Origin of the sequence: Methylobacterium oryzihabitans, assembly GCF_004004555.2 — a bacterium.
Lineage (GTDB): Bacteria > Pseudomonadota > Alphaproteobacteria > Rhizobiales > Beijerinckiaceae > Methylobacterium > Methylobacterium oryzihabitans.
Window position 1 is genome coordinate 479,905 of record NZ_SACP01000001.1, and the last position, 24,979, is coordinate 504,883.

The 24,979-nt window shown below is 71.8% G+C and carries 24 protein-coding genes, 1 tRNA gene and 1 pseudogene; 14 read left to right on the forward strand and 12 right to left on the reverse strand.

Annotated features, from left to right (window positions below):
* Window positions 1-8: 8 nt before the first annotated feature.
* Both EOE48_RS02250 and EOE48_RS02255 read left to right on the forward strand, forming a co-directional pair.
* Window positions 9-203 (forward strand): DUF2065 family protein, encoded by a 195-nt coding sequence (locus tag EOE48_RS02250; protein WP_127727131.1) that lies wholly within the window; start codon window positions 9-11, stop codon window positions 201-203.
* Window positions 204-343: 140 nt separating this feature from the next.
* Window positions 344-1,861, forward strand: coding sequence for a Do family serine endopeptidase (locus EOE48_RS02255; RefSeq protein WP_127727132.1), 1,518 nt, complete (start codon window positions 344-346; stop codon window positions 1,859-1,861).
* 466 nt (window positions 1,862-2,327) lie between these two features.
* On the opposite strand, the gene EOE48_RS29690 is transcribed toward EOE48_RS02255, so the two are convergent.
* From EOE48_RS29690 to EOE48_RS02270, 3 genes and pseudogenes are all read right to left on the reverse strand, one after another.
* Entirely contained in the window at window positions 2,328-2,960 is a 633-nt protein-coding gene (locus EOE48_RS29690; RefSeq protein WP_342791808.1) for a group II intron maturase-specific domain-containing protein, read from the reverse strand.
* A 109-nt stretch (window positions 2,961-3,069) separates the two neighbouring features.
* A pseudogene (locus EOE48_RS29695) lies at window positions 3,070-3,606 on the reverse strand (group II intron reverse transcriptase/maturase); the annotation flags it as partial.
* A gap of 600 nt (window positions 3,607-4,206) precedes the next feature.
* Window positions 4,207-5,058, reverse strand: a complete 852-nt coding sequence (locus EOE48_RS02270) for a phosphogluconate dehydrogenase C-terminal domain-containing protein (protein ID WP_127727133.1) — start codon at window positions 5,056-5,058, stop codon at window positions 4,207-4,209.
* A 788-nt stretch (window positions 5,059-5,846) separates the two neighbouring features.
* Here EOE48_RS02270 and EOE48_RS02275 point away from each other — a divergent pair.
* Window positions 5,847-6,848 carry a helix-turn-helix domain-containing protein gene (locus tag EOE48_RS02275; protein WP_127727134.1) on the forward strand — a complete coding sequence of 334 codons (1,002 nt, stop codon included), beginning with the start codon at window positions 5,847-5,849 and terminating at the stop codon, window positions 6,846-6,848.
* Between the two features lie 219 nt (window positions 6,849-7,067).
* Entirely contained in the window at window positions 7,068-8,627 is a 1,560-nt protein-coding gene (locus EOE48_RS02280) for a serine hydrolase (RefSeq protein WP_127727135.1), read from the forward strand.
* Between the two features lie 254 nt (window positions 8,628-8,881).
* On the opposite strand, the gene EOE48_RS02285 is transcribed toward EOE48_RS02280, so the two are convergent.
* From EOE48_RS02285 to queA, 3 genes are all read right to left on the reverse strand, one after another.
* Window positions 8,882-8,957, reverse strand: a tRNA-Lys gene (locus EOE48_RS02285).
* Window positions 8,958-9,044: 87 nt separating this feature from the next.
* A complete protein-coding gene (gene tgt, locus EOE48_RS02290) occupies window positions 9,045-10,178 on the reverse strand; it encodes a tRNA guanosine(34) transglycosylase Tgt (RefSeq protein ID WP_127727136.1) in 1,134 nt (377 codons plus the stop codon).
* A complete protein-coding gene (gene queA / locus EOE48_RS02295) occupies window positions 10,175-11,290 on the reverse strand; it encodes a tRNA preQ1(34) S-adenosylmethionine ribosyltransferase-isomerase QueA (protein WP_127727137.1) in 1,116 nt (371 codons plus the stop codon). Before queA ends, tgt begins: the two co-directional genes overlap by 4 nt.
* Window positions 11,291-11,429: 139 nt before the next feature.
* Between queA and EOE48_RS02300 the strand changes: the two genes are divergently transcribed.
* From EOE48_RS02300 to EOE48_RS02325, 6 genes are all read left to right on the forward strand, one after another.
* Window positions 11,430-11,687, forward strand: a complete 258-nt coding sequence (locus EOE48_RS02300; protein ID WP_127727138.1) for a hypothetical protein — start codon at window positions 11,430-11,432, stop codon at window positions 11,685-11,687.
* Window positions 11,684-11,905 (forward strand): hypothetical protein, encoded by a 222-nt coding sequence (locus EOE48_RS02305; protein WP_127727139.1) that lies wholly within the window; start codon window positions 11,684-11,686, stop codon window positions 11,903-11,905. The genes EOE48_RS02300 and EOE48_RS02305 overlap by 4 nt, the downstream gene beginning before the upstream one ends.
* Window positions 11,906-12,018: 113 nt before the next feature.
* Window positions 12,019-12,906 carry a cation diffusion facilitator family transporter gene (locus EOE48_RS02310; protein ID WP_127727140.1) on the forward strand — a complete coding sequence of 296 codons (888 nt, stop codon included), beginning with the start codon at window positions 12,019-12,021 and terminating at the stop codon, window positions 12,904-12,906.
* 96 nt (window positions 12,907-13,002) lie between these two features.
* The gene (locus tag EOE48_RS02315; RefSeq protein WP_127727141.1) at window positions 13,003-13,257 is read left to right on the forward strand and encodes a DUF6894 family protein; all 255 of its coding nucleotides are present in this window, start codon (window positions 13,003-13,005) and stop codon (window positions 13,255-13,257) included.
* Window positions 13,258-13,376: 119 nt separating this feature from the next.
* A complete protein-coding gene (locus EOE48_RS02320) occupies window positions 13,377-15,032 on the forward strand; it encodes a Na/Pi cotransporter family protein (RefSeq protein WP_127727142.1) in 1,656 nt (551 codons plus the stop codon).
* Window positions 15,033-15,063: 31 nt separating this feature from the next.
* Complete coding sequence (locus EOE48_RS02325) at window positions 15,064-15,378, forward strand: MliC family protein (protein WP_246153899.1); 315 nt, start codon at window positions 15,064-15,066, stop codon at window positions 15,376-15,378.
* Between the two features lie 167 nt (window positions 15,379-15,545).
* On the opposite strand, the gene EOE48_RS02330 is transcribed toward EOE48_RS02325, so the two are convergent.
* The 4 genes from EOE48_RS02330 to EOE48_RS02345 form a co-directional block, all read right to left on the reverse strand.
* Window positions 15,546-16,421, reverse strand: a complete 876-nt coding sequence (locus EOE48_RS02330; protein WP_127727144.1) for an NAD(P)-dependent oxidoreductase — start codon at window positions 16,419-16,421, stop codon at window positions 15,546-15,548.
* Window positions 16,422-16,472: 51 nt separating this feature from the next.
* Window positions 16,473-16,910 (reverse strand): tellurite resistance TerB family protein, encoded by a 438-nt coding sequence (locus EOE48_RS02335; protein WP_127727145.1) that lies wholly within the window; start codon window positions 16,908-16,910, stop codon window positions 16,473-16,475.
* Between the two features lie 161 nt (window positions 16,911-17,071).
* Window positions 17,072-18,196 carry a zinc-dependent alcohol dehydrogenase family protein gene (locus EOE48_RS02340; RefSeq protein ID WP_127727146.1) on the reverse strand — a complete coding sequence of 375 codons (1,125 nt, stop codon included), beginning with the start codon at window positions 18,194-18,196 and terminating at the stop codon, window positions 17,072-17,074.
* A gap of 75 nt (window positions 18,197-18,271) precedes the next feature.
* On the reverse strand, window positions 18,272-18,562 hold the full coding sequence (locus tag EOE48_RS02345) for a DUF1127 domain-containing protein (protein WP_127727147.1): 291 nt from the start codon (window positions 18,560-18,562) through the stop codon (window positions 18,272-18,274).
* 101 nt (window positions 18,563-18,663) lie between these two features.
* Here EOE48_RS02345 and EOE48_RS02350 point away from each other — a divergent pair, with 101 nt between their 5' ends.
* A complete protein-coding gene (locus EOE48_RS02350; RefSeq protein ID WP_127727148.1) occupies window positions 18,664-19,551 on the forward strand; it encodes a LysR substrate-binding domain-containing protein in 888 nt (295 codons plus the stop codon).
* A gap of 20 nt (window positions 19,552-19,571) precedes the next feature.
* Here the strand turns inward: EOE48_RS02350 and EOE48_RS02355 are convergent, their stop codons facing one another.
* Window positions 19,572-20,177: a GNAT family N-acetyltransferase gene (locus EOE48_RS02355; RefSeq protein WP_127727149.1), complete on the reverse strand. Its 606-nt coding sequence runs from the start codon at window positions 20,175-20,177 to the stop codon at window positions 19,572-19,574.
* Complete coding sequence (locus tag EOE48_RS02360) at window positions 20,177-22,522, reverse strand: Orn/Lys/Arg family decarboxylase (RefSeq protein WP_127727150.1); 2,346 nt, start codon at window positions 22,520-22,522, stop codon at window positions 20,177-20,179. Before EOE48_RS02360 ends, EOE48_RS02355 begins: the two co-directional genes overlap by 1 nt.
* Before the next feature lie 139 nt (window positions 22,523-22,661).
* On the opposite strand from EOE48_RS02360, the gene EOE48_RS02365 reads away from it, so the two are divergent.
* The 3 genes from EOE48_RS02365 to EOE48_RS02375 all read left to right on the forward strand — a co-directional run bounded on the left by EOE48_RS02365 (window position 22,662) and on the right by EOE48_RS02375 (window position 24,976).
* The gene (locus EOE48_RS02365) at window positions 22,662-22,907 is read left to right on the forward strand and encodes a hypothetical protein (RefSeq protein ID WP_127727151.1); all 246 of its coding nucleotides are present in this window, start codon (window positions 22,662-22,664) and stop codon (window positions 22,905-22,907) included.
* Between the two features lie 367 nt (window positions 22,908-23,274).
* On the forward strand, window positions 23,275-24,489 hold the full coding sequence (locus tag EOE48_RS02370) for a GGDEF domain-containing protein (protein WP_127727152.1): 1,215 nt from the start codon (window positions 23,275-23,277) through the stop codon (window positions 24,487-24,489).
* A gap of 160 nt (window positions 24,490-24,649) precedes the next feature.
* Entirely contained in the window at window positions 24,650-24,976 is a 327-nt protein-coding gene (locus EOE48_RS02375; protein ID WP_127727153.1) for a hypothetical protein, read from the forward strand.
* Window positions 24,977-24,979: the final 3 nt, after the last annotated feature.

Here is a 24,979-nt window from a genome sequence, read left to right on the forward strand (position 1 = left end):
GATGCACCGTGAAGGATCTCGTCGCCGCCCTCGGCCTCGCGCTCGCGATCGAGGGCCTTCTCTGCGCGGCCTTTCCCGGCGCGATGCGCCGGGCGATGGCCGAGGCCGCGCAGTCGCCGGTCGAGCGCATGCGGCTCGTCGGCATCGCCTCGGCGGTGGCCGGGGTGATCGTGGTCGGGGTCGTGCGGCTGCTGTTCGCCTGACCCTCTCCCTTGAAGCGTCCGCGCGAAGCCCGATCTAAGGAGCCTCCGCGCGGCGTCCCGCTGCGGGACAGTTCCGAGACTTCGCGAGACGGCCTCGTTCGATGACGATTCTCCCGCCTTTCTCCCCCACGAGGTCCCCGATGGCCGATGTCCACGGCACTCCCGCGCGGCGCCCCCTCGCCCGTCGTCGCCTGCCGGCCCTGGCGGGCGCGCTGCTGGCGCTGTCCGTCGGCACCGCGTCGCTCCCCTCGCCCGTCCAGGCCAAGGGCCCGGCCTCGCTGGCCGATCTCGCCGAGCAGGTGACCGACGCGGTGGTGAACATCTCCGCCTCGACCACCGTCGAGGCGCGCGGGCGCACCCTGCCGCAACTGCCGCAGGGCACGCCGTTCGAGGATCTGTTCGAGGAGTTCTTCAACCGGCGCGGCCAGGGCGGCGGCGGCGAGCAGCAGCAGCAGCGCCCGTCGCGGCGCTCGAACTCGCTCGGCTCCGGCTTCATCATCGACGCCTCGGGCATCGTGGTGACGAACAACCATGTCATCGGCGACGCCAACGACATCCAGGTCATCCTCCACGACGGGCGCCGGCTGAAGGCCGAGCTCGTCGGCAAGGACTCGAAGATCGACCTCGCGGTGCTGCGGGTGAAGCCCGATCCCGACAAGCCGCTCAAGGCGGTGCCGCTCGGCGATTCCGAGAAGATGCGGCCGGGCGACTGGGTGATCGCGATCGGCAACCCGTTCGGCCTCGGCGGCTCGGTCTCGGCCGGCATCGTCTCGGCGCGGGGCCGCAACATCGAGTCGGGCCCCTACGACAACTACATCCAGACCGACGCGGCCATCAACAAGGGCAATTCCGGCGGTCCGCTGTTCAACATGGACGGCGAGGTGATCGGCATCAACACCGCGATCCTGTCGCCGACCGGCGGCTCGGTCGGCATCGGCTTCGCGGTCCCGACCGCCACCGCCGGTCCGGTGATCGACCAGCTGCGCCAGTTCGGCGAGACCCGCCGCGGCTGGCTCGGCGTCAAGATCCAGAACGTCGACGAGACCACCGCCGAGGCGCTCGGCCTCAAGGGCGGCACCCGCGGCGCGCTGGTCGCCGGCGTCGACGACAAGGGCCCGGCCAAGACCGCGGGGCTCGAGGTCGGCGACGTCATCACCAAGTTCAACGGCACCGAGGTCAAGAGTTCGAGCGACCTGCCCCGCATCGTCGCGCAGACCCCGGTCGGCAAGACCGTCGACGTGATGACGATGCGCAAGGGCCAGGAGGTGAACCGTCAGGTCACCCTCGGCCGCCTGGAGGACAACGACAAGCCCCAGCAGCAGGCCGCCCTCACCCGGCCGCAGCCGGAGGCCGACGTGACCCGTCAGGCGCTCGGCCTCAACATGTCGGGCCTCACCGACGACCTGCGCCGCCGCTTCAGCATCAAGGACGGGGTCAAGGGCGTCGTCGTCACCCGGGTCGACCCGAACTCCAACGCCGCCGACAAGCGGATCCAGCCCGGCGACCTGATCGTCGAGGTCGGCCAGGAGGCGGTCAGCACTCCGTCCGACGTGACGCGGCGCCTCGATCAGATCAAGAAGGACGGCCGCAAGTCGGCGCTGCTGCTGGTCTCCAACGCCCAGGGCGAGGTCCGCTTCGTCGCGCTCGGCGTGGAGTGAGGGCAGCCGCCGGAGACGGCGATCGGTGGTCTCCGGCACTCAGAGCCTGTGACTCTCGATCTAAAGAAAAAGCTCCCCTTTCCCGGACGACTGGAACGCAGTGGAAGGAGATCCGGGATCCAGCACAAGAAGTCGCGAAGCGTCCATATGCAGCGACAGTGCCGGCACACGGAGCCGCTTCGCGGCACATCTGAAGTCTGGATCCCGGATCTCCTTCCGCTATCGCTTCAGTCGTCCGGGAAAGGGGAGCTTCGCGCGGTCAATACGATTGACCATCGCTCAAACAGGCTCTCAGGCCGCCAGTGATGCGGTTTTTGGACGGTTCGTTCAAAAACCGTTCCATCGGCCCGCGCGGCGCTTGAGCGAAGCCGAAATCCGATCGGGATAGGGGGCAGTCCTTTGGGACTGCTCCCCTCCCACACCACCTGGCATGCGGGTCCGCACCGGGCGGTTCGAGGAGTTGAGGTCAGGCGAGACGGGGCAGGCCGAGCTTGTCCATCCAGGCCACACTCAGGACGTCGTTGAGCGCCATCGCGCTGTTGCGCCACCAGCGCCGGCTGTTGGCCGCCACCCGTCGCGCCACATCAGGACGGGCGCCCAGCGCCAGCAAGGCCCGGTGGATGGTCGGGCCCCGCTTCCACTGCTTGAGCTGGATCGCTCGCACCCGGTGACGGATCCACCCGTCCAGCTTGCGCCAGACCGTCGGCGTCTGCGCCAACCGGTCGTAGCCCTTCCAGCCCAGCAGGTAGATCCGCAGCCGATCCACCACCGCCAGCAGGCTGCGCCCGCCCGAGCGACGCGTCAGATCCCGCACCCGCTGCTTGAACCGGCCAAGCGACGCCGATGCCACCCGGCGCTTGACCACGCCGCCCGGGGCCATCCAGAAGGTGAAGCCCAGGACCACGCAGCCAAACGCACTGCGCACCGCGCTCTTGGCCTCGTTCAGCGACAGCTTCAGCCGGCCAAACAGGCCCCGCAGCACGTCCATCACCCGCACGCCCGCCTTGCGGCTGCGCACGTAGACGGTCACATCGTCCGCATAGCGCACGAAGTGATGGCCGCGTCGCTCCAACTCCCGGTCCACCTCGTCCAGCAGCACGTTGGCCAGGAGCGGCGACAGAGGCCCGCCCTGCGGCGTCCCCGATCCGCTTCTGCAACCGGTCGATCAGGATGTCGTGGTTCACCCGGTCGAAGAACGTCGCCAGGTCCACGTCCACCACCACCCGCCGGCCCGCCTGCACGCAGGTTTGCACGGCCAGAACCGCATCCTGTGCGCTGCGGCCCGGACGGTAGCCGTAGGAGTGCTCGCTGAAGTGAGGGTTCAGGAGCGGCTGCAGCACCTGCAGCAGCGCCTGCTGGATCAGGCGATCCGTCACCGTCGGGATGCCGAGCTCGCGCTCGCCGCCCCCCGGTTTGGGGATCGCCACACAACGCACCGGCTGGGGCCGGTACGTCCCCGACAGCACCTGATCGCGGATCGCCGGCCACGCCGTGCGCAGGAGAGCCGCCGTCCGGGCAATGTCCAGACCGTCGATCCCCGCCGCACCCTTGTTGGCCTTCACCCGCTTCCAGGCGCGCTGCACGTTCTCGCGCGCCAGGGCCGCGTCCAGCAGCCCCGGCCCCGTGGCACCCGGTGCGCGACGCGGGCTGCCGGCTTCGTCGCTGCCGGACCGACGCGAGGCTTCACCCCGCGCCGGCTCCGACCGCCCCGCTCGCGCGGGCATCTGACGCCTTGCCGACTGCATCGTCACGGCCGCGGCCACTCCTCCTCGTTCGGTCCTTCGGGAGCAAACCGCGCCCTACTACGACCTTTGCTGACTTCTCGCTCCGGCTCGACGCCGTGGCCCTTTCAGGCACGAGGCGAGATCTCCCCAGGTAAGAGCACGTTCCGTCCCTTCACGACCGCCGGATCTACAGCGCCTCGCCTTGGTCACGAGAGCTTCGCGGCGAATGGCCCGCTCGCCCTGCTCGGCGCTGCCTCGTATCCGGTTCTTGTTCATCGGCCCGCAGGTTCGCTCCACGCTTCCTCCCCACGGTCGGTCACCCTTCCGCAGTTGCGCTTCGCTTCGCTCGCCGTGACCAGCTCACGGAGAGACTTCCACCCTCAAGAACGCGCCCATGCTGGGCGCACCATTGCGAAGCGATCCCGGAGGGATCGTCGTTGTCGAGGACCGCCGGTCTGATGCAAAATCCGATCGACCGGTTCAAGCGATCCGTCGTTTCCTTACGCCCCCCGATGTCCCGGCCGTGTCCGACCGGGCCGCTCTGGTGGCCGACCGTACCGGTCCATGCGCGCCCTCGTGGATCGTCTCCGGCACGGCGGAGGTTCCTCCCGCAGGGCGCGGTCAGGCCGCCGCAGGCGGGTCGCAGATGTCGCGAACCGACTTGAGGACGGCCTGCGGGTCGAACACCCGCTCCTTCCAATCGTCGCGGAAGATGACCGGCTTGGCCTGGGCGATCGCGTGCAGGGCGCCGTCGGAGAACCGGCCCTCGGGGAAGATCCCGAACGCGATCGCAAGGCCGATGTTGATGTGGCCCATGACGAAGTCGATGGCCGCCTTTCGCGGCACGCCCCGCCGCACCGCCTCGTCGGTCGCCTCGCGCAGGGCGATGCACAGGGTGATCGCCACCGTCTCCGACAAGGCCGGCTCCAGGATCGCGATCTGCTCGACCGTGCAGCGGTGGGCGTCCATCACCGGCTTGTAGATCTCGCGCGCGATCTCCTCGCACAGGGCGTAATGCTCCTCGGGGCCCTGCATCAGCGCGCAGACGATGTGCTGCTTGGCGAGCACGCCGCCGAAGAAGTCGCGCTTGGCCGCCTCGTCGATCTCGTCGTTGTACAGCGGCGGGTGGCAGGGATGCGTGACGAAGTAGGTCACGTCGGCGCGCTCCGGCATCTCGCCGGCGTGGGGAGCGGCGGCATCGAGGACGATGAAGGCGGTGCCGGGCCGGACCTTGTCGACGATCTGGTGGGCGATCCTGCCGATCATCCGGTCGGGTACCGCCATGAGCACGACGTCGGCCCGGGCGAGGGACTCGTCGAGGGGAACGCACTCCGTGCCGACGAGCGACTTCAGGCGCTCCCGGCCCGGCTCGGACACCTCGACATGATCGACGGCGAACCGCGAACCCTTGAGGTTCGTTGCCAGTCGAACGCCCATCTTGCCGCCCGCCCCCAACAGCGCGATCCGCGTCATGCTCGTGCTCCCTCACTGCGCCGGCCATCGGCTCCCGCTGCGATCCGGCCGGGCCATCGCGTCGTCGATCTCGCCGCGCAGGACGACGATCGTCCGCCCTGCGCCGGGCGGGAGCGTTGCGCCATGGTCGTTTCGTCCCGGTGCGGCTCGATCGGCCCGCTCGTCGTTCCCCGATCTGTGCACCCGGCGGCGGGCAACGACAATCCTCTTCGAACGCGCCACCGGCCGATCTCCCGGACCGAGGCGCCTCCCGCCAGGAGCGTCATGGGCCGGGTCATGCCGGCATCAGCCCTGCGATCCAGAGCCACGACCGCCGGGCGCATCGCGTCCGTCCAGCATGGGCCCGCCGGCACGGGGACGACGGTGCCGGACCGGCCGGAACCGTGCGGAGACCGCGGCGGGCCACGGCACACGATCGCTACGGCGCGGCCGGCGGTCGCCCCCACAACCGACTCCGCCCAGGGCAGTCGCTTGAGAGCGATTGCCCTAGTTTTTTGGTTCTTGCTCGTTTTGCTTGGCCTCAGGCGCCGGCATTCGCATCCGCTCACTCGGCTCTCGCTCCGCTTACGCGTTCGAGCGGACCTTCGTCCCCTCGAACCCGCTCCGCGGGGCGCTCCCCGCGCCCGCCATCGAGCGTCGCCCGACGGGCGGCCGCAGAACAATCGCTGATGCGATGGCCCTGCGATTCCGCCGCCGCTCCCTTGCGTCGCCGCACCGGGGCTGCCTAACCTCGCGCACGACCGCGCCGGTGCATGCCGGCCCCGGTCCGGCGCTCTGGATGCGGACCGATGACGGCAGTTGCGAGCATTCCGAGCTTCTACTACCGGCCGTCGGGGCAGCCCGCCGGCGAGGTCTTCGAGCAGTGGCGCGACCTGATGGGGCCGATGTACGAGATCGGTCCGGCGGCCCCGTCCGTGCGCCTGCCCTCCGGCAGCACGGTCGCCTACCAGGTCGGCGACCTGATCGCCCATCGCACGCTGTTCACGACCCAGCGGATCCGGCGCGACCGCCGCCGTACCGAGGCCGGCCCCGACCACTTCCTGATCCAGCTCTGGCGCAGCGGCCGCTTCACGGGCAGCATCGCCGGCCAGCCGCTCACGATGACCACCGGCGGTGTGGCGATCCTCGACCGGCGCAACCTCGTCGACGGCATGCTGGACCGGACCGACACGCTCGGCGTGGTGGTGCCCCGCGACCGCCTCCACGTCCCGACCGTCGAGGCCCACGGGCTGCGGCTCGATGCGGCCCGCAACCGGCTGCTCGGCGCGCGCCTGACGAGCTTCCACCGGCAGTTGCCGGCCGCGAGCCGCGACGACATCCCGGCCCTCGCCGGCGAACTCATCGCCTTCCTGCACCGCCTGCTCGACCGCTCCCGCGCCGGCGACGCCCTCGAAGGCCGCGAGCTCGACGGCGGCCTGCTCGCCCTGGCCAAGTCGGTCGTGCGCACGTACCTGACCCGCCCCGACCTGTCGCCGGACTTCGTCGCCGGGCAGATGGGCGTCTCGCGCGCCACCCTCTACCGCCTGTTCGAGCGCGAGGACGGCGTGATGCGCTTCGTGCAGGGGGAGCGGCTGCACGCGGTGCGCAACGCCCTGGCCGATCCCCTGGAAACGCGCAGCCTCGCGCGGCTGGCCGAGGTCTTCGCCCTCACCAGCCCGTCCCAGCTCAGCCGCGGCTTCCGCAACCGCTACGGCGTGTCGCCGCGGGCGTGGCGGACCGAGCGGCGGGCGGCCCTGGCCGGCGGCCACGAGAGCCGGCAGCTCTGGACCTGGCTGCGCGAGACGCGCTGAGCGCCTAAGCAGATTCCGCAGAAGTGGTTGCCGGTTTTGCGACAAAAATCTGCGGCAGAACAAACACCTAAGCGGACGAAGCGTTGGCTTGCCACCGCAAGGCCGCTTAGGAATCGGGTGAGCCCGATGGCCCTGGCTGAGCGCCGAAACCGGCTTGCCGCCGGGTCTCCTGCCGTTATGCTTCCACCCGGCGTCGACCCGAACAGGACACCGATCCAGATGCAGCGGCAACGGTCGGGCCTGTCCCTCGGGCGCATCGGCGGCCTCGTCGGCCTGATGAGCTGCGCCGCCACGGCGGCGGCCGGCCAGACCGTGACGCGGGCGCAGGTCGAGGCGCGGCTGCCGGCCCTCGAAGCGCTGGCGCGGAACGCGGTCGAGGCGGGCGAGGTCCCCGGCCTCGCGGTCGCCGTCGTGCTCGGCGACGAGACCGTGTTCGTGAAGGGCTTCGGCCTGCGCGAGCGCGGCCGGCCCGAGACCGTCGACGCCGACACGGTGTTCCAGATCGCCTCGCTGTCGAAGCCGGTCACCGCAACGGTCGTGGCGGCCCTCGTCGGCGCCGGCATCGCCGGATGGGACGGTGCGGTCGCCGACCTCGATCCCACCTTCCGGCTCCAGGACCCGTACCCGGCCGCGCAGGTCACCGTCCGGGATTTCCTCACCCACCGCAGCGGCCTGCCCGGCGGCGCCGGGAACGACCTCGAGGCGATCGGCTACGGCCAGAGCGCGATCCTGCGCCGCCTGCGGCTGGTGCCGCCGTCGTCGAGCTTCCGGGCCGGCTATTCCTACAGCAATTTCGGCTTCACCGAGGGCGCCGTCGCGGCCGCGCGCCCGACCGGGAAGACCTGGGAGGCCGTGGCCCGGGAGCGGCTGTTCGACCCGCTCGGCATGGCCGCCACGACCACGACCCATGCCGGGTTTCTGAGCCGGGCGAACCGCGCGGCGTTGCACGTCCGGATCGGCGACGCCTGGACCGCCCGGGTCAAGCGCGACGCCGACGCGCAGGCGCCGGCCGGCGGCGTCAGCTCGACCGTCCGCGACCTCGCCCGCTGGGTCCGGCTGGAACTCGGCGAGGGTCGGTTCGAGGGCCGGCCGGTGGTCGCGGCGGCCGCCCTCGCCGAGACCCACGCGCCGCTGACCGCCCGCGGGCGCAACCCGGTGACCGGAGCGGCCTCGTTCTACGGCCTCGGCTGGAACGTCGAGTTCGGCCGCCACGGCCTCGTCTGGGGCCATGCCGGCGCCTTCAGCGTCGGGGCGCAGACGCTCGTCTCCCTGCATCCGGGCGCGAAGCTCGGGATCGTCGTGCTCACCAACGCCTTCCCGTCGGGCGTGCCGGAGGGGCTCGCCGACAGCCTCATGGACCTCGTGTTCGACGGCCGGGTCGGTCGCGACTGGATGAAGGATTGGGGCGATGCCTATCGCGGCCTGTTCGGCCCGGCCATCGCCGCGACCCGGGCCGCCTATGCCGCGCCCCCGACCCCGGCGACCGCCGCCCTCCCCCTCGCCGCCTATGCCGGCCGCTACGCCAACGCCTATGTCGGACCCGCGGTGGTGGCGGAGGCGCAAGGTGCCCTCACCCTGACGCTCGGGCCGGACGGCGCGCGGATCTATCCCCTGCGCCACTTCGACCGCGACCTGTTCCTGTACTATCCCGACGCCGAGACGCCCGATCTTCCCTCCCTGGTCCGCTTCGCGGTCGGCAGCGCCGGCCAAGCCGAAACCGTCACCCTGGAGCCGCTCGACGCCAGCGGCCTCGGCACGCTGGCACGCGAGAAGGAGTGATGCGGAATCCGGAAGCGATCCTCCGGATCCCGTATGATACGATTTTCGGACGATCAGTTCCGAAAATCGTATCATCAGCCCGCGCGGCGCTTGAGCGAAGCCGAAATCCGCATCGCGAAAGCGACGGCTTGCGGTCGCCTGAAGCGATCAATCGGATTTCGTATGAGTCCGGGCACCGCCGGCGCAAAGGTGGAACAGGCGCGGCTCGGCCGTGCCGCCAGCATGGGGCCAGACGACGATCCTAGTGGGAAATTTGGTGAGCGCGCTGGGGCTCGAACCCAGGACCTACAGATTAAAAGTCCGTTGCTCTACCAGCTGAGCTACGCGCTCGCTCCCGGCGCGCGGTCGGTGGCGGCGCGGAGCAGGGCCGGAGATAGGCGGTCGGCGCCGCCCGGTCAACTGCCGGGCGGGCCTGGATCAGGCCGCCCGGTCGCGCTCCGCGCGCGCCCAGCCCTCGCGGGTCTCGCCGACGAAATCCTGCAGGCGTCCGGCCGCGATCGCCCGGCGCAGGCCGGCCATCAGGTCCTGGTAGTACGACAGGTTGTTCCAGGTCAGCAGCATCATGCCGAGAATCTCGCCGGCCCGCACCAGATGATGCAGATACGCCTTGGTGTAGAGGTTCGCCGCCGGGCAGGTCGAGTCCGGGTCGAGGACCGTATCGTCCTCGGCGAAGCGGGCGTTGCGCAGGTTCATGCGGCCGTGGCGGGTATAGACCATGCCGTGGCGACCGGCCCGGGTCGGCATCACGCAGTCGAACATGTCGATGCCGCGGCACACCGCCTGCACGATGTCGTCGGGCGTGCCGACGCCCATCAGGTAGCGCGGCTTCAGCATCGGCAGGTGCGGCTCGACCACCTCGATCATCGCCAGCATCGTCGCCTGCGGCTCGCCGACCGCGAGGCCGCCGATGGCGTAGCCCTTGAGGTCGAGGCCGACGAGCGCCTTCGCGCTCTCGACCCGCAGAGCCGGGATGTCGCCGCCCTGGACGATGCCGAACATCGCCTTGCCGGGTTGGTCGCCGAAGGCGGTGCGGCAGCGCTCGGCCCAGCGAAGGGACAGGCGCATCGCCCCCTCGACCGCGCTCTCGGGCGCCGGCAGGCGCACGCACTCGTCGAGCTGCATCTGGATGTCGGAGCCGAGCAGCCCCTGGATCTCGATCGAGCGCTCCGGCGTCAGCACGTGCCTCGTGCCGTCGACATGCGACCGGAACGTCACCCCGGTCTCGTCGAGCTTGCGCAGCGAGGACAGCGACATGACCTGGAAGCCGCCGGAATCGGTGAGGATCGGGTAGGGCCACTGCATGAAGGCGTGCAGGCCGCCGAGCCGCGCCATCCGCTCGGCGCCGGGGCGCAGCATCAGGTGGTAGGTGTTGCCGAGCACCACGTCGGCGCCCAGCGCCTTCACCTGCTCGGGATACATCGCCTTGACGGTGGCGGCGGTGCCGACCGGCATGAAGGCCGGCGTGCGGATGACGCCTCGGGGCATCCGGATCTCGCCGGTGCGGGCGGCGCCGTCGGTCGCCGCGAGGGTGAAGCGGAACGTGTCGGTCATGGGGTGTCGGTCATGGGGGTGTCGGTCATGGGGGTGTCGGCCCGGAACAGCAGGCTGGAATCGCCGTAGGAGTAGAAGCGGTAGCCGCGGGCGACCGCCTCGGCATAGGCGCGCCGCATCGGGTCGAGCCCGGCGAAGGCGCAGACCAGCATGAACAGCGTCGAGCGCGGCAGGTGGAAGTTGGTCATCAGCGCGTCCACCGCCCGGAAGCGGTGGCCCGGGGTGATGAACAGGCGGGTCTCGCCGGCGAAGGGCCGGATCGTGCCGTCCGGGTCGGCCGCGCTCTCGATCAGGCGCAGGGATGTGGTGCCGACCGCGACGATCCGGCCGCCGGTGGCGCGCACCCGGTTGAGCGCGTCGGCGGCCTCCGGCGAGACCTCGCCGAACTCGGCGTGCATGCGGTGGTCGTCGGTGTCGTCGGCCTTGACCGGCAGGAAGGTGCCGGCGCCGACATGCAGGGTGACCCGGTGGCGCGACAGGCCGGCCGCGTCGAGGCGGGCGAGCAGGCCGGGGGTGAAGTGCAGCCCGGCGGTAGGAGCGGCCACCGCCCCGGGCTCGCGGGCGTAGACGGTCTGGTAGTCGGCGGCGTCCTGCGCGTCGGTCGGGCGCTTGGCCGCGATGTAGGGCGGCAGCGGCAGTTCGCCGAGCCGCGCCACCGCCTCGTCGAGGAGCGGCCCGGCGAGGTCGAAGGCGAACACCGTCTCGCCCCCCTCCCCCCGCTCCGCCACGGTGGCGTCGAGCCGGTCGAGGTCGCAGGCGCCGTCCGAGGCCGCGCCGAACGCGACCCGGTCGCCGACCCGCAGGCGCTTGGCCGGCCGCGCGAAGGCGCGCCAGCGCTCGGGCGCCTCGCGCAGGTGCAGCATCGCCTCGACCCGCACGGCGGTTCCGTCCGGGCGCTCGCGGCGGCCGCGCAGGCGGGCCGGGATGACGCGGGTGTCGTTGAACACCAGGGCGTCGCCCGGCCGCAGCAGGCCGGGCAGGTCGGCGACGCCGGCATCGGCCGGCGGCTCGCCCGGCCGCACCACCATCAGCCGCGCGGAATCCCGCGGCACCGCCGGCCGCAGCGCGATGCGCTCCTCCGGCAGGTCGAAATCGAACAGATCCACGCGCATGCGGCCATGAGCATGGAATCCACCGCCGGATCAATGCCCCGCACCATCCCGACCAACGGGTGGTGGCATCCCGCGCGTGCAGGGGCCATCTCACCGCCGGGCGGCCGTCCCGGGGCCGCATTCGAGGAGCCGTCCGAGCATGCCGTGGTTCTCCCTGCGTCCCCGCGATCCCGCCGACCCGCGCTGGCCGCTGCCGCATTCCCCGAGCGTGACCGTGCAGGCGGCCGACGCGCGCGAGGCCCGGGCCCGGGCGGCGGAGGCCTATCCCAGCACACCGTTCGGCACGCCGGCCTCGCCGGTGCCGGACGGAACCGCCAGCATCCACCACGACCCCGACGCCATCGTGGTCGAGGAGGCTGGACCGCCCGCGACGGTGCCGGGAGGAGCCGCCCGATGAGCCGGCATCCGACCCTCGACGCCGAGTTGATCGCGTGGTGGGAGTGCGAGGCCGAGCGGCTCGCGGCGCTCGCCGCCTCGACCCGCTGGGGCTGGATGCGCCGCCGCTACGAGCGGCAGGCCGCGCTGGCCCGGGCGCGGGCGCAGGTGAGCCGGGTGCGCGAGGAGGCCCGGCGCGGGGGAGCGGCCGAGGCGGGCGGCGATGCCGGCACGGCATAGCTCCGGCTAACACCTGTGCCGTGGCCTTCCGGAGCGGCGTCGCCTAGAGGAGCGCCGCGGCCCGGCGGGGATGTCCCGAAGCGGTCCGTCCCACCGTCATCGTGGATCGTCCCATGGATCGCGCGCAGAGCGCCGCCCTCGTCAGCGCCGGCCTCGGCCTCGTCGTGCTCGCCCTCAAGTTCGGCGCGTGGTGGCTCACCGGCAGCCTCGCGCTGTACTCGGACGCGCTCGAGAGCATCATCAACGTCGTCGCCGCCGCGACCGCGTTCCTGGCCCTGCGCTGGGCGGCGCAGCCGGCCGACAGCGAGCACCCCTACGGCCACCACAAGGCGGAATACTTCTCCGCGGTGATCGAGGGCGCGCTCATCATCGTGGCGGCGGTGCTGATCCTGAAGGACGCCTACGCCGCCGTGCAGGCGCCCAAGGCCCTCGACATGCCGCTCGTCGGCATCGCGGTGAACGGGCTCGCCACGGTCATCAACGCCGTCTGGGCCACGATGCTGCTCAAGCGCGGCCGGCTGTGGCGCTCGCCGGCCCTGATCGCCGACGGCCGCCACGTCATGGCCGACGTCGTCACCTCGGCGGGCGTGCTGGTGGGACTCGGGCTCGTCGCCTGGACCGGCTGGCTCGTCCTCGACCCGGTGATCGCCGCCCTCGTCGCCCTCAACATCCTGTGGTCGGGCTGGGGCATGGTGCGCGATTCGATCAACGGGCTGATGGATCAGGCCGCCCCGGCCGAGATGGTGCGGGAGATCCGCGGCCTGATCTCGCGCCACGGCGAGGGCGCGCTCGAGGCCCACGACGTGCGCACCCGCCATGCCGGGCAGGCGGTGTTCATCGACTTCCACCTCGTCGTGCCGGGCGCGATGACGGTGGCCGAGTCGCACGCGATCTGCGACCGGGTCGAACAGGCGATCGAGGCCGCGATCGAGGGCGCGGTGGTGACGATCCACGTCGAGCCGGACGAGCACGCCAAGCACCACGGCGTGCCGGTGGTGTAACGACGACGCACCACGGCGTGCCGGTGGTGTAGGAGCGGAGCACCACGGCGTGCCGGCGGTGTGATAGGCTCACCGCTCGACTGATCCCGGAGAGCCATGCCGCGCTACTACTTCGCCACGCGGGTCGGGGACGACCGCATCGCCGACCCGGACGGGCAGACCCTGCCCGACCCGGACGCCGCCTGGGAGGTCGCCCGCCGCCTGATCCGCGACCTCCTGCGCGAGAGCGGGCCGCAATCCCGGCTGCTCGCCGCCAGCCTGGAGGTCACCGACGCGGAGGGCGAGATCGTGTTCGAGATGCCGTTCGCCGAGGCGCTGCACGAGCCCGACCCGCCCGGCACGCGGCACTGACCGGCGGTTCCTCACCAACCGGAAACCGTGCCGGCAGGCGGCCCGCCGCCGCCGGGTGACGGGCCGTGGCCGGGATCGTATCGTCGGGGTCGGATCCGCACGAAGACCCGGGGCCGTCCTTGGACACCACGCTCACCCTGCTCGACCTCGGCGGCGCCGTCGCGCTGCTGCTGTGGGGCGTCCACATGGTGCAGACCGGGGTGCAGCGCGCCTTCGGGCCGGGCTTGCGCCGGTTCCTCGGGCTGGCGCTGAGCAGCCGCGCCAAGGCGGTGGCGGCCGGCCTCGGCATCACCGCGCTGCTCCAGAGCAGCACCGCCACCGGGCTGATGGTCGCCTCCTTCGCCAGCGAGGGGCTGATCGGCCTCGTGCCGGCGCTCGCCGTGATGCTGGGGGCCAACGTCGGCACGACGCTGATCGTCCAGCTCCTGTCGTTCGACATCGCCCGGGTCACCCCGCTCTTCGTGCTGATCGGCGTGATGATGTTCCGGCACGGCTCGGAACCGCGCACCCGCGACCTCGGGCGGGCGGCGATCGGGCTCGGGCTGATGCTGCTCGCGCTCAGCCAGCTCCTTTCCGTGATGACGCCCTACGAGGACGTGCCGTCGCTGCGGATGCTGTTCGGGGCCATCGCCACCGATCGGGTGGTGGCGGTGCTGCTCGGGGCGGCGCTGACCTGGGCGGCGCATTCGAGCGTCGCGGTGGTGCTGCTGGTCATGTCGTTCACCGTCAAGGGCGTGGTGCCGCTGGAGGCCGGCATGGCGCTGGTGCTCGGCGCCAATCTCGGCTCGGCGATCAACCCGGTGCTGGAGGGCGCCCATGGCGGCGACGCCACCGGGCGGCGGGTGGCGCTCGGCAACCTCATCAACCGGGCGATCGGCTGCGTCGTCGCCCTGCCGCTCCTCGGCCTGATTGGGCCGGCGATGGTCGAGTACCAGCCCAACCTGTCGCGGGCGCTGGCGGACTTCCACACCGTGTTCAACCTCGCGGTGGCGGCGGTCTTCCTGCCGCTGCTCGGGCCGATGGGGCGGCTGCTGACCCGCCTGCTGCCCGAGCACGTCGACCCGCACGATCCCGGCCGGCCGCTCCACCTCGACACCAACGCCCTGGAGACGCCGCCGATCGCCCTCGGCAATGCCGGCCGCGAGGCGCTGCGGATGGCCGAGGTGCTCGCCGAGATGATCCGCGGCGCCGAGGAGGCGATCACCGGCGACGACCGCAGCCGGGTCTCGGCGACGAAGCGCATGTCCGGGACGCTGGAGCGGCTCAACACCGCGATCAAGGCGTATCTGGTGCGGATCGACCCGGACGCGCTCAGCGAGGCCGACGAGCGGCGGGCGGCGGCGCTGCTCGCCTTCGCCACCAATCTCGAACACGCCGGCGACATCCTGTCCCGCAACGTGATGGCCCTGGCCGCGAAGCGGCTGAAGCGCGGCCTCGCCTTCTCGAAGGACGGCGAGGCCGAGATCCGCGACCTGCTGCACCGGCTGGCGACCAACCTCAACACCGCGGGCGCGGTGTTCATGACCGAGGACCTGCGCGCCGCCCGGATCCTCGCCGACGAGAAGGCAGTGTTTCGCGATCTGGAGGCGAAGGCCACCGAGGCGCACCTGCGGCGCCTGCGCGAGGCCGGCACCCCGACCGCGGAAGCGACCGAACTCTACCCCGACCTCGTGCGCGACCTGAAGCGGGTCAACGACCACCTCGTCTCCGGGGCCGCCTACCCGATCCTGGAGAGTCAGGGCGTGCTGCGGCCGAGCCGGCTGCGCGGCGAGTGAATTTTTTTCGCGCGGATGCAGGAGATCGATCGTGACGAGGCTTCGTATCGTGGTGCTGGCCGCCGGCCTGATCCCGGCAACCGCCCTGGCCCAGCCGCAGCGCAACACCGTCGTGTTCGCCTGCCCGGGCGGCGCCCGGTTGTCGGTGGAGTTCGCGGTCGGCGACTTCACCCAGCCGGCCGTGGTGCATCCGCCCTCGGGCCCGGCGGTGAGCCTGAAGCCGCAGCCGGCGGCCGACGGGTTCCGCTACGGCGACGGAACGCGCGAGCTGCGCGGCCGCGGCAACGACGTCACCTGGAGCGACGGCGCGGCGCCGCCGCTGGCCTGCACGTCGGGCCGGCGATAGACGGTCGGCGGAGGGCGTGGATGGTGATGCCCGGCCTGGCGCTCGTGACGAGGAACGCCGTGCCGTGACGCGAAGCGGATTTCGGCTTCGCTCAAGCATGTGGAGCCTTCGGCTCCACCGCGAGGGCTGCTGAGACGATTGCCGGAACCGATCGTCGGGAAATCGTCTCACCCCCGCCCGCTGCGCCGGGCCGCCACCCGGGCCAGCGCCGCGAGATCCTTGTCGCCGTCGCCGTGCGCGAGGGCGTCGAGGAGGTTGTCGCGCAGGACGCCCGCGAACGGCATCGGCACCCGCGCGGCCTCGGCCGCCTCCAGCACCAGCCGCACGTCCTTGGCGCCGAGGGCGAGGCCGAAGCCCGGCGGCTCGTAGCGGGCCGCGGCGATGGCGCCGCCGTAGTTCCTGTAGATCGGGCTGGCGAAGATCGTCCCGGTCAGCATGTCGAGGAGGTCGGCGGCCGGCACGCCGTGGGCGCCGGCGAACGACACCGCCTCGCTCATCGCCTCGATGGCCGAGACCAGCATGAAGTTGCCGGCGAGCTTGACCGCGTTGGCCCGGGCCGGCTCGGCGCCGAACGGCCAGGTCTTCGCGCCCATCGCGTCGAGGAGCGGACCCGCGCGCTCGACCGCCGCCCCGGGCCCCGCCGCCACGATGTTGAGCGCGCCCTTCGCGGCGACGTCCGGGCGGCCGAAGACCGGGGCCGAGACGTAGTCGATCCCGGCCGCGGCGTGGCGGGCGGCGAGTTCCTCGGCGAGCGCCACCGAGATCGTGCTCATGCCGAGATGCAGGCCGGGACGGGTCGGCCGGTCGAGCACGCCGCTGTCCAGCACCACGGCGCGCAGGGCCGCGTCGTCGGCGAGCATCGTCACGGCGGCGTCGCCGGCGAACGCCTCGGCGGGGTCGGCGACCGGCTCGGCCCCCTCCCCCCGCAGCGCCTCGGCGGCCTCCGGCGAGCGGTTCCACACCCGCACCCGGTGGCCGGCGCGCACGAGGCTCAGCGCCATCGCCCGGCCCATCCGGCCGAGCCCGAGAAATCCGACATCCATGCCAACCTCCCCTGGGATAGACCGGGGATGTATGGCGGGGCGCGGGCTCCGCTATCCCAGGAGCGTCGCCTTTTCCAGGCCGAGGGTCTCGGCGAGTTCGTCGAGCACCTTGTGCTCCAGGGCGTTGATGCCGCCGCCCTGGTCGGCGACGTCGGCGGCGATCAGGAAGATGTCCTGGCGCTGCTCCAGCGGCCGGTCGGCGATGGCGGCGACGTAGCGGACGTTCTCCATCCGCCCGGCCCGGCTCTTCGCCCGGGCGATCGCCTCGTAGAGCTCCTGCTCCAGCTTCAGCACGCCGTAGGACTTGTGCAGGATCGGGTTGTTGCCGAGGTCGGTGAGCGCGATCTCGATCTCGTCCTCGTCGATCTCGGCATCGGCCAGGATCACGTTCGCGGCCGCCGAGCAGGCGGCGTGCAGGAAAGCGGTGTCGCCGGCATAGGACTTCACCACCCGTCCGAAGCGGGTCAAAGCGTCCTGGAGCAGCCCCATGTTGCGGTCCTCGTCAGCCGGGCGTGAGGAGGGGAGCGCCGCATGACGCGGCCGCCCGCCGTTGCGGTGACGAATCGATGCACGACCCGTCCCGGGCGGGCAAGTCCATCGGCGTCACGCAGGTGTGGAATCGTACGGCTGACGGAGCAGCGCGCCGTCCTCTACATCGCGATGACCTGCCGGATCACCTTGCCCTGGTCGAGCAGGTCCAGGCCCTCGTTGATCTGGTCGAGGGGAGAGGTGCCCGACATCAGCTTGTTCACCGGCAGCCGGCCGCGGCGGTAGAGCTCGATGTAGCGCGGGATGTCGCGGGCCGGCACGCAGCTCCCCATGTAGCTGCCGCGCACGATCCGCTCCTCGCCGACCAGCCCGACCGGCGGCAGGGTGAGGACGTGGTTGGGGTTGGCCAGACCCGCCGTCGCGGTGGTGCCGCCGCGCCGGGTGATCCGGTAGGCGAGGTCGAACGCCTTGACCGAGCCGGCCATCTCGAGGGCGTGGTCGACGCCGCCGCCGGTCGCCGCGCGGATCTGCTCGGCCACCTCGGGATCGGAGGCGAGGAACGTGTCGGTGGCGCCGAGATCCTCGGCGATGCGCAGCTTGTCGGGCGAGAGGTCGACCGCGACGATGCGGGCCGCCCCGCAGGCGACCGCGCCGAGCAGCGCCGACAGCCCGACGCCGCCGAGGCCGACCACCGCGACCGACTGGCCGGCGCGCACGTTGCAGGTGTTCACCACCGCGCCGACGCCGGTCATCACCGCGCAGCCGAACAGGGCCGCCTCGACCAGCGGGATGTCCTTGTCGATCCTCACCACCGAGCGGCGCGAGACCACCGCGTACTCGCCGAAGGCCGAGACGCCGCTGTGGTGGTTCAGCTCCTCGCCGTCGCAGCGGATGCGGCGGGCGCCCGACAGCAGCGTGCCGCGGCCGTTGGCGGCGTTGCCCGGCTCGCACAGAGCGCCGCGGCCCTCGCGGCAGGGCGAGCAGAAGCCGCAGGTCGGCACGAACGACATCACGACGTGGTCGCCGCGCTGCAGGTCGGTGACGCCGGGGCCGCATTCCTCGACCATCGCCGAGGCCTCGTGGCCGAGCGCCACCGGGACCGGGCGCACCCGGTCGCCGTTGATGACCGACAGGTCGGAATGGCACAGGCCGGCGCCGCCGATCTTCACCAGCACCTCGTCCGGTCCGGGCGGGTCGAGCTCCACGGTCTCGATGCTGAGCGGGCGCGACACGGCGTAGGGACGCTCGACGGGTGCGCGGCGGAGCACGGCGGCACGGATGCGCATGGCGGCCAAACAATCCTCCCGGCGGGGCTCACCGCGCCCCGTTCGGCGCCAAGCTGTCAGGGCCGTGGGAGCCGGTCAACTCGCGCGGCGCGCATGGGCGGTCCGTGACCGCGGCGGCGCCGAGGCGCGCCAGAACGGCCGTCCGACCTCGTCCAGCGCCTCCGACCGGGTCAGCCCGACATCGGCCAGCATCGCGTCGGTCATCTCGGGCAGCTCGCGCGCCAGGTCCCGCCGGCTCGACCAGCGCCGCCGCCACAGGGCGAGGCGCGCCCGCAGGCCCTCGACTGCGTGCGGATTGCTCACGGCGGCGCGATCCACGACCGGCCGGAGGCGCGACGACGGGAACGGAAGCAGGACCGCGGTCATGGGTGAAGTCTCCTCGTGTCTCGCGACTCTGCTACCCCCCGCCAGCCCGGCCGTATATTGAGTTCTTCACCCCCCTTCGTGCGGAAAGCTCACGAACCCCGATGGCCCGGACGCTGCCGCCCCTCTCCACCCTGCGCGCCTTCGAGGCCGCAGCCCGGCTCGGCTCGGTCACCCGGGCCGCCGAGGAACTCGGGCGCACCCACGGCGCGGTCTCGCGCCAGATCCGCGCCTTGCAGGACCATGCCGGGATCGCCCTGTTCGACAAGGCGGGGACGGGCGTGCGCCTCAACGCCGAGGGCGAGGTCTTTCTGGCGGTGGTGTCGCAAGCCCTCGACGAGCTGGAGCGCGGCTACCGCCGCCTGCGCGACGCGGCGGCCGGGCCCGGGGTCCACCTCGCCTGCGGCGCGACCTTCGCGATGCGCTGGCTGGTGCCGCGGCTCGCCGGGTTCTACCGCGAGCGCCCGACGGTGCAGGTGCGGCTCGCGATGGTCTCGGCCCGGGGCCGCACCGACGACGGCCCAGACCTCTACCTGACCTGGGACCGGCTCTCGCATCCGATCCGCGATCCGTCGCGGGCGATCAGCCTCGGCAACGTCGCCTTCGGGCCGGTCTGCGCCCCGGCCTACGCCGCGACGGCCCGCGACGGCGTGCTGCGGATCGGGGCCCGGGTCGGGCACGACTACACGCCGCATTCCTGGCCGGCCTGGGAGGCGCAGGCCGGCTGGCGGGTCGAGGCGGGGCGCGACCTCGCCTTCCCGCATACCGGGCTGTGCGTGGAGGCGGCGCTGTCGGGCCTCGGCGTCGCCCTGGTGGAGCGCCTGCTGGTGCGCGACGACCTCGCCGCCGGCCGCCTCGTCGCGCCCTGCGGCTTCCACGAGTTCCCTGGCGGCTTCGCGGCGATTCCCGCCCGCGACCGGCGGCTGTCGCCGGCGGCCTCGGCGTTCGTCGACTGGCTGCGGCGTGTGCTGGCGGAGGAGGCCGCGGCGTGACGGGCGGTGGACCCTCGGCCCTACGCCCCCGGCCAGCCGTGCCCGCCCTCCAGCACCTCCTCCGGCTTGCGCCACGTCGCCGGCTGGTCGGCGGCGCCGGTGCCGAGCGGGCACTGGACCATCACGCTGTCGGCCCAGCGGCCGTACTTGTAGGCCACCGCCGGCAGGTGGCCGACGCGCACGAACCCGCAGGCCTCGTGCAGGCGCAGGCTGGCCTCGTTCTCGGCGTCGATGTAGCCGATCATCTGGCGGTAGCCCCCGGCGGCGCAGGCCTCGATCAGCGCCGGCAGCAGGCGCCGGCCGATCCCCGCGTGGAGATGGCCGGGATGGACGTAGATCGAGTGCTTGAGGGTGTAGCGGTAGGCCGGACGCTTGCGGAACGGCACCGCGTAGGCGTAGCCGGCCACCACCCCGTCGCGCTCGGCGACGAGGTGCGGCAGGCGCTTGCTGCGCATGTTCTTGCGCCGGCGCTTGAGGTCGTCGGGCACCAGCCGATCCTCCTCGAAGTCGCCGGTATCGCCGACCCCGCGGCGGATGTGGTGCTCGTAGATCGCGATCATCGCCGGCACGTCGGCGTCCGACGACGGCCGGATCACCACGCCCGGGTTGCTGGCCGGTCCGTCCATCAGCGGCCCTCGCGGACGACGTAGGTGTAGAACCGGATCCGCCCGTCCGGCTCGACCTGCCGGTAGACGCCCTGGATCTCGGCCTCGAAGCCCGGGAACAGGTTGGCGGCGGCCTCGAACATCTTGAAGTAGTCGAGCATGGGCTTGGCCCGCTCGTCCAGCCGCTCGCCCGGCAGCACGGTGCCGATGCCCGGCGGGTAGACCAGCATCAGGGTCGAGGCGATGCGCCCCTCGGCCTCGGCGATCGGCACGAAGTCGACGTGGTTGCGGGTCAGCATCTGGGCGGCGGCCTTCGGCGCCATCACCATCTCGGGAAGATGCTCGGGGGCGAATTGCAGGCGCTGGAGCCGCGAGGTGCCGGCCTCGCGGTGGAAGGCATGGTAGTCGGCGCAGAGGTCGCGCAGGCGCACCCCGCCGTAGCGCTGCGGCCGGCGCCGGACGAAGTCCGGCATCGCCTCCTCCAACGGCACGTTGTCGTCGTGCAGGCGCTTGAACGCCACGAGGCCCGAGATGAGGGTGCCGGCCTTCGACGATTCGACGCCCGGCGTCAGCAGGAAGAGCAGCGAGTTGAGGTCGTTCTTCTCCGGCACAATCCGGTTCTCGCGCAGGTACTGCGCGACGATCGGCGCCGGCACGCCGTGCTCGGCGTAAGATCCCGTCGCCCGGTCGAACCCGGGGGTGAGCACCGTGAGCTTGTTCGGATCGGTGATCGCGTAGCCCGGCGCGACATGGGTGAAGCCGTGCCAGCGCGCCCCGGGCGCCAGTTCCCAGTGGCGCGGGTTGCCCGCCAGCTCGTCGGTCGGCAGGCTCTCCCAGGGCACCTCGGCCCCGTCGGCGTTCCGGACCACGTCCGGCACGAACGGCTCGAAGAACCAGCGCCGCTTCGGGTCCTTCTCGCGCTCCTCGAACTCGCGGCGGATCGCCCGCACCTTCTTGCGCCACTCGATCCCGAGCCGGATCGTGTCGTCCCACAGGATCATGCCCGAGCGCCCCTTCATCATCTGGGCGCCGACGTCGAGGGAGGCGAACAGCGGATAGAACGGCGAGGTCGAGGCGTGGACCAGAAAGCTCTCGTTGAGGCGGCGATGCTCGACCCGGCGGGTCTGGCCGCGGATGTGGCCGTCCTTGGTGTGGATCTGCGAGGCCTGGCTGAAGCTCGCGAGTTGCTTGTGGGTCGATTGCGTCGCGATGATGCCGGGCGAGGTCTCGTCGAGCCCCTTCAGCCCCATGGCGTAGCGGCCGGCGAACAGCGGGTGGAACTTCATGAAGCCCGCCCAGGCCTCGTCGAACAGGATGTAGTCGCACAGGTGCCCGATCCGCGCGACGATCGCTTCCGCGTCGTAGATCGTGCCGTCATAGGTGCATTGCTCGATCACCGCGACGCGGAACGGGCGCTCCTTGCGCCAGGCGTCCCGGTCCTTGACCAGCGGGTTGGCGCGGATCCGCTCGCGGATGCGGGTCTCGTCGAGGGCCTCGTGGAAGATCGGGCCGATCAGCCCGTAGGCGTTGCGGTCGGTCTCGAGGAAGATCGGGATGCCGCCGCCGAGGAACAGCGCGCCGTGATGCGCCGCCTTGTGGTTGTTGCGGTCGAACAGCACGAGGTCGTCCTCGGCGACGAGCGAGGACAGCACGATCTTGTTCGAGGCCGAGGTGCCGTTGAGGACGAAGTAGGTTTTTTCCGCCCCGAAGATCTGCGCCGCCTCCTTCTGCGCCTTCAGCGCCGGGCCCTCGTGGGTCAGGAGGTCGCCGAGGTCGAGCACCGAATTGTCGAGGTCATCGCGAAAGATCGCCTCGCCGAGATGCTCGACGAAGATGCGGCCGATCGGCGAGCGGTTGTAGAAGATGCCGCCATTGTGGCCCGGGCAGGTCCAGAGCTGGTTGCCCTTCTCGGCGTAGTCGACGAGCGCGCCGAAGAACGGGGTCTTCAGGGTCTCGGCATACTGGGTCACGCGCGAGACGAGGCCGCGGGCGATGAATTCCGGGGTTTCCTCGGCCAGGAAGATGTAGCCGTCGATGAAGTCGAGCAGCTCGACCGGGATGTCCTCGAGCCGCTTGCGCCGGACCATGATGACGATCGGCATCTCCAGGCCGCGCTTGCGCATCATGTCGATCATCGCCGCGGCCTTGCCGTCGAGGCCGCGCTTGCCCCAGTCGACCACGAGGCAGCCGACTGCCGCGTCGGTCTGGACCGCGATCGCCGCGTCCTCGACGCGCCGCGCCCGCACCACCTCGAAGCCCCGCTCCTCGACCGCCGCCACGATCTGGTTGACCCGCGCCCCTTCGAGATCGTCGGGGTCGAAGGCGGGCGTGCACATCAGAACGGTGAAGCGGCGGTGGAAATCCATGGGCCCATCATCCTGTCGCGAGCGATCGCAGCGTGTCGACCGCCAACATGACGTTCGGATGACGGACGGACAGGGCCGATCTTCGGCTTTCGAGCGATCGGGTTCAGCACCGGTTGATCCGGCCCGGGCAGGGTGGGCCATGGACATCCTCGGCTTCCTCCTCCTCGACCTCCTCCCCGCGGCGTTCCACGCGACGTCCCGGCTCGTCCTGCCGTATCTGAGCCTCGGACGGATGGAGACCGTTCCGGTCTTCTCCGGCTCGACGGTCTGCCGGCCGTTCGCGACGCGGCGGCACGGCGGCACCGTCGTTCTCGGCACCGCCTGGGCGGTGCTGGCCGGCCTCGCCCTGTGGATCGCCGCGACCGCTCTCCTGCGGGCCCTGTGATACGGCTTTCGGACGATCAGTTCCGAAAGCCGTATCACCAGCCCGCGCGGCGCCTGAGCGAAGCCGATTTTCGCATCGCGAAGCGATCAATCGAAAATCGTATGATCCCGTCGCCGGGCCATCGGCGAGTTCGGGCAGTCCCTGTCGGATCCGCCCCAGGGGCAGAGACGTGCCCGAGGCACGGACCGAAATCCGGGCGGCGTCACGGGACGCGGCTCTGCTCGCCATCGACGACGGCAGGCACCGGCGTCGATTGAACGAGACCGGAGAGCGCAGGCCTCGTTCGTCCGTCGTTCGGTACCGATACTCAGACATTCTTCAGCAGGGCGGCGCAGGATCGCCGGAACGTCAGAGGGGGAGAGACGGCGTGCCCGAGTCGGCGATCCGGCATTTCTTCGGTATCGAGGGACGCCCGCTGCTCGATCCGTGGCTGCGCTTCGCCCCGGCGATCGAGGCCCATCACGATCGCGAGCAGGCCCGGGCCAGGACGGCCGAGCTGCGCTCCGCGATCGTCATCGGGCTGGTCCTGTACAACGTCTACAACGTCACCAGCCTCGTGCTGCTGCCCGACGTGTTCTGGCTCTCGGTCGCGTTGCGGGTCGCCGTGGTCACGCCGGCCTCCCTGGCCCTGGCCTGGGTGATCGGCCGGACCTCGCCGGCCTGGGCCGAGCGCCTGATCCTGGCCGGCATCCTGAACGCCTACGTGGTTCCGGTCTTCCTGTTCTGGCGGACCGCCGACCCCTCGGGGGCCTTCACGTTCGGCGAGTTCTCGCTGACCATCGTCTACGCCAACATGCTGCTGGCCCTGCGCTTCCGGCACGCCGCGATCTTCACCGCCGGGGCGCTCGGCGTCACGGCGCTCGCCGTGGTCGCCAAGGACGGCCTGGATCCGGCCCTGCGCCCGGCCTTCCTGCTCCAGAGCGCCACCGCCTGCCTGTTCAGCCTGCACGCGAACTACCGCACCGAGGGGCGGCGCTGCCGGACCTACCTCGCGGCCCTCGGCGCGACCTTGCAGGCCGACGCGGCCGAGACGGCCCGCCGGCAGTTCCACGATCTCTCGCGGACCGACGCGCTGACCGAACTGCCCAACCGCCGCCACCTGTCGGACATCCTCGACCGGTGGCTGTCGGATCCGCGTCCGGTCGCGCTGATGATGGTCGATATCGACCACTTCAAGCTCTACAACGACGCGCTCGGGCATCCGGCCGGCGACGATTGCCTGCGGCGGGTGGCGCAGGTCTTCGCGGCCGCGGGCGGGACGGAGGACCGTTTCTGCGCCCGGTTCGGTGGCGAGGAATTCGCCTTCGCCCTGCGCGGCGTCACGCGGCTCGAGGCGGCGCGGTTCGCGCGCCGGCTGCTGCAGGCGATCGAGCGCACCGGGATTCCCCATCCGGCCCGTCCGGACGGTCTCGGAATCGTCACGATCAGCCTCGGCGCGATGCTGAAGCCGGAGGGCGCGAGCCTCTCGCCGGCCGAGGCGCTGGCGGCGGCCGACCGTGCCCTCTACCGTGCCAAGTCCCGGGGGCGGAACCGCTTCGCGATCGAGGGCGAGGAGCCCGAAGGATTCGCGCGGATCGCCTGAGCGCTCCATCGACGAACCGGCAGGCTCGCCCGACGAGAGCTTCTCCCGCGGGACCGGCGGCACCGGCATCCGGCTTTCCCGGAGGCCGGCACCGGTGCGCGCTTCTCCTCTGAGCGTCGGGCCGCCCCGCGGCCGGACGCCGCCGCGTGGATGGGTCCCGATGGATGACGGCCTCCAGATCCTCGTCGCCGTGGCGCTGGGCGCATCCCGTGCTGCGCGCTGGCTTTGGAACGCCGTTGCCGTCCTGGAGGGGCTCGGCCATCTGGCCCGCGCCGGGCTCTGGGTCCTGCACGGCACCGGTCGGCTGCTGCTGCCCTGCGCGACCTGGGGCCAGGTCGCCGCAGTGCCGGTGTTCTCGCCGGGGGCGTGCGGCGCCCTCGGCAGCTATCGTCACGATGGGGGGCTGGTTCTCGGCTGGGGTTGGGCGGCGCTGATCGGGGCGGCGTTCTGGGCCGCCGCCCTCGCCCTCGCCATCCTGCGGGCCTGAACG

Coding starts and splice junctions, on each gene's coding strand:
- tgt (WP_127727136.1), bottom strand. CDS start 10,178: ATGACCGACACGTTCCGCTTCACCCTCGCGGCGACCGACGGCGCCGCC.
- EOE48_RS02360 (WP_127727150.1), bottom strand. CDS start 22,522: ATGGATTTCCACCGCCGCTTCACCGTTCTGATGTGCACGCCCGCCTTC.
- EOE48_RS02340 (WP_127727146.1), bottom strand. CDS start 18,196: ATGCGCATCCGTGCCGCCGTGCTCCGCCGCGCACCCGTCGAGCGTCCC.
- EOE48_RS02270 (WP_127727133.1), bottom strand. CDS start 5,058: ATGACGCGGATCGCGCTGTTGGGGGCGGGCGGCAAGATGGGCGTTCGA.
- EOE48_RS02280 (WP_127727135.1), top strand. CDS start 7,068: ATGCAGCGGCAACGGTCGGGCCTGTCCCTCGGGCGCATCGGCGGCCTC.
- EOE48_RS02365 (WP_127727151.1), top strand. CDS start 22,662: ATGGACATCCTCGGCTTCCTCCTCCTCGACCTCCTCCCCGCGGCGTTC.
- EOE48_RS02255 (WP_127727132.1), top strand. CDS start 344: ATGGCCGATGTCCACGGCACTCCCGCGCGGCGCCCCCTCGCCCGTCGT.
- EOE48_RS02350 (WP_127727148.1), top strand. CDS start 18,664: ATGGCCCGGACGCTGCCGCCCCTCTCCACCCTGCGCGCCTTCGAGGCC.
- EOE48_RS02335 (WP_127727145.1), bottom strand. CDS start 16,910: ATGGGGCTGCTCCAGGACGCTTTGACCCGCTTCGGACGGGTGGTGAAG.
- EOE48_RS02330 (WP_127727144.1), bottom strand. CDS start 16,421: ATGGATGTCGGATTTCTCGGGCTCGGCCGGATGGGCCGGGCGATGGCG.
- queA (WP_127727137.1), bottom strand. CDS start 11,290: ATGCGCGTGGATCTGTTCGATTTCGACCTGCCGGAGGAGCGCATCGCG.
- EOE48_RS02355 (WP_127727149.1), bottom strand. CDS start 20,177: ATGGACGGACCGGCCAGCAACCCGGGCGTGGTGATCCGGCCGTCGTCG.
- EOE48_RS02375 (WP_127727153.1), top strand. CDS start 24,650: ATGGATGACGGCCTCCAGATCCTCGTCGCCGTGGCGCTGGGCGCATCC.
- EOE48_RS02310 (WP_127727140.1), top strand. CDS start 12,019: ATGGATCGCGCGCAGAGCGCCGCCCTCGTCAGCGCCGGCCTCGGCCTC.
- EOE48_RS02300 (WP_127727138.1), top strand. CDS start 11,430: ATGCCGTGGTTCTCCCTGCGTCCCCGCGATCCCGCCGACCCGCGCTGG.
- EOE48_RS02345 (WP_127727147.1), bottom strand. CDS start 18,562: ATGACCGCGGTCCTGCTTCCGTTCCCGTCGTCGCGCCTCCGGCCGGTC.
- EOE48_RS02305 (WP_127727139.1), top strand. CDS start 11,684: ATGAGCCGGCATCCGACCCTCGACGCCGAGTTGATCGCGTGGTGGGAG.
- EOE48_RS02315 (WP_127727141.1), top strand. CDS start 13,003: ATGCCGCGCTACTACTTCGCCACGCGGGTCGGGGACGACCGCATCGCC.
- EOE48_RS02275 (WP_127727134.1), top strand. CDS start 5,847: ATGACGGCAGTTGCGAGCATTCCGAGCTTCTACTACCGGCCGTCGGGG.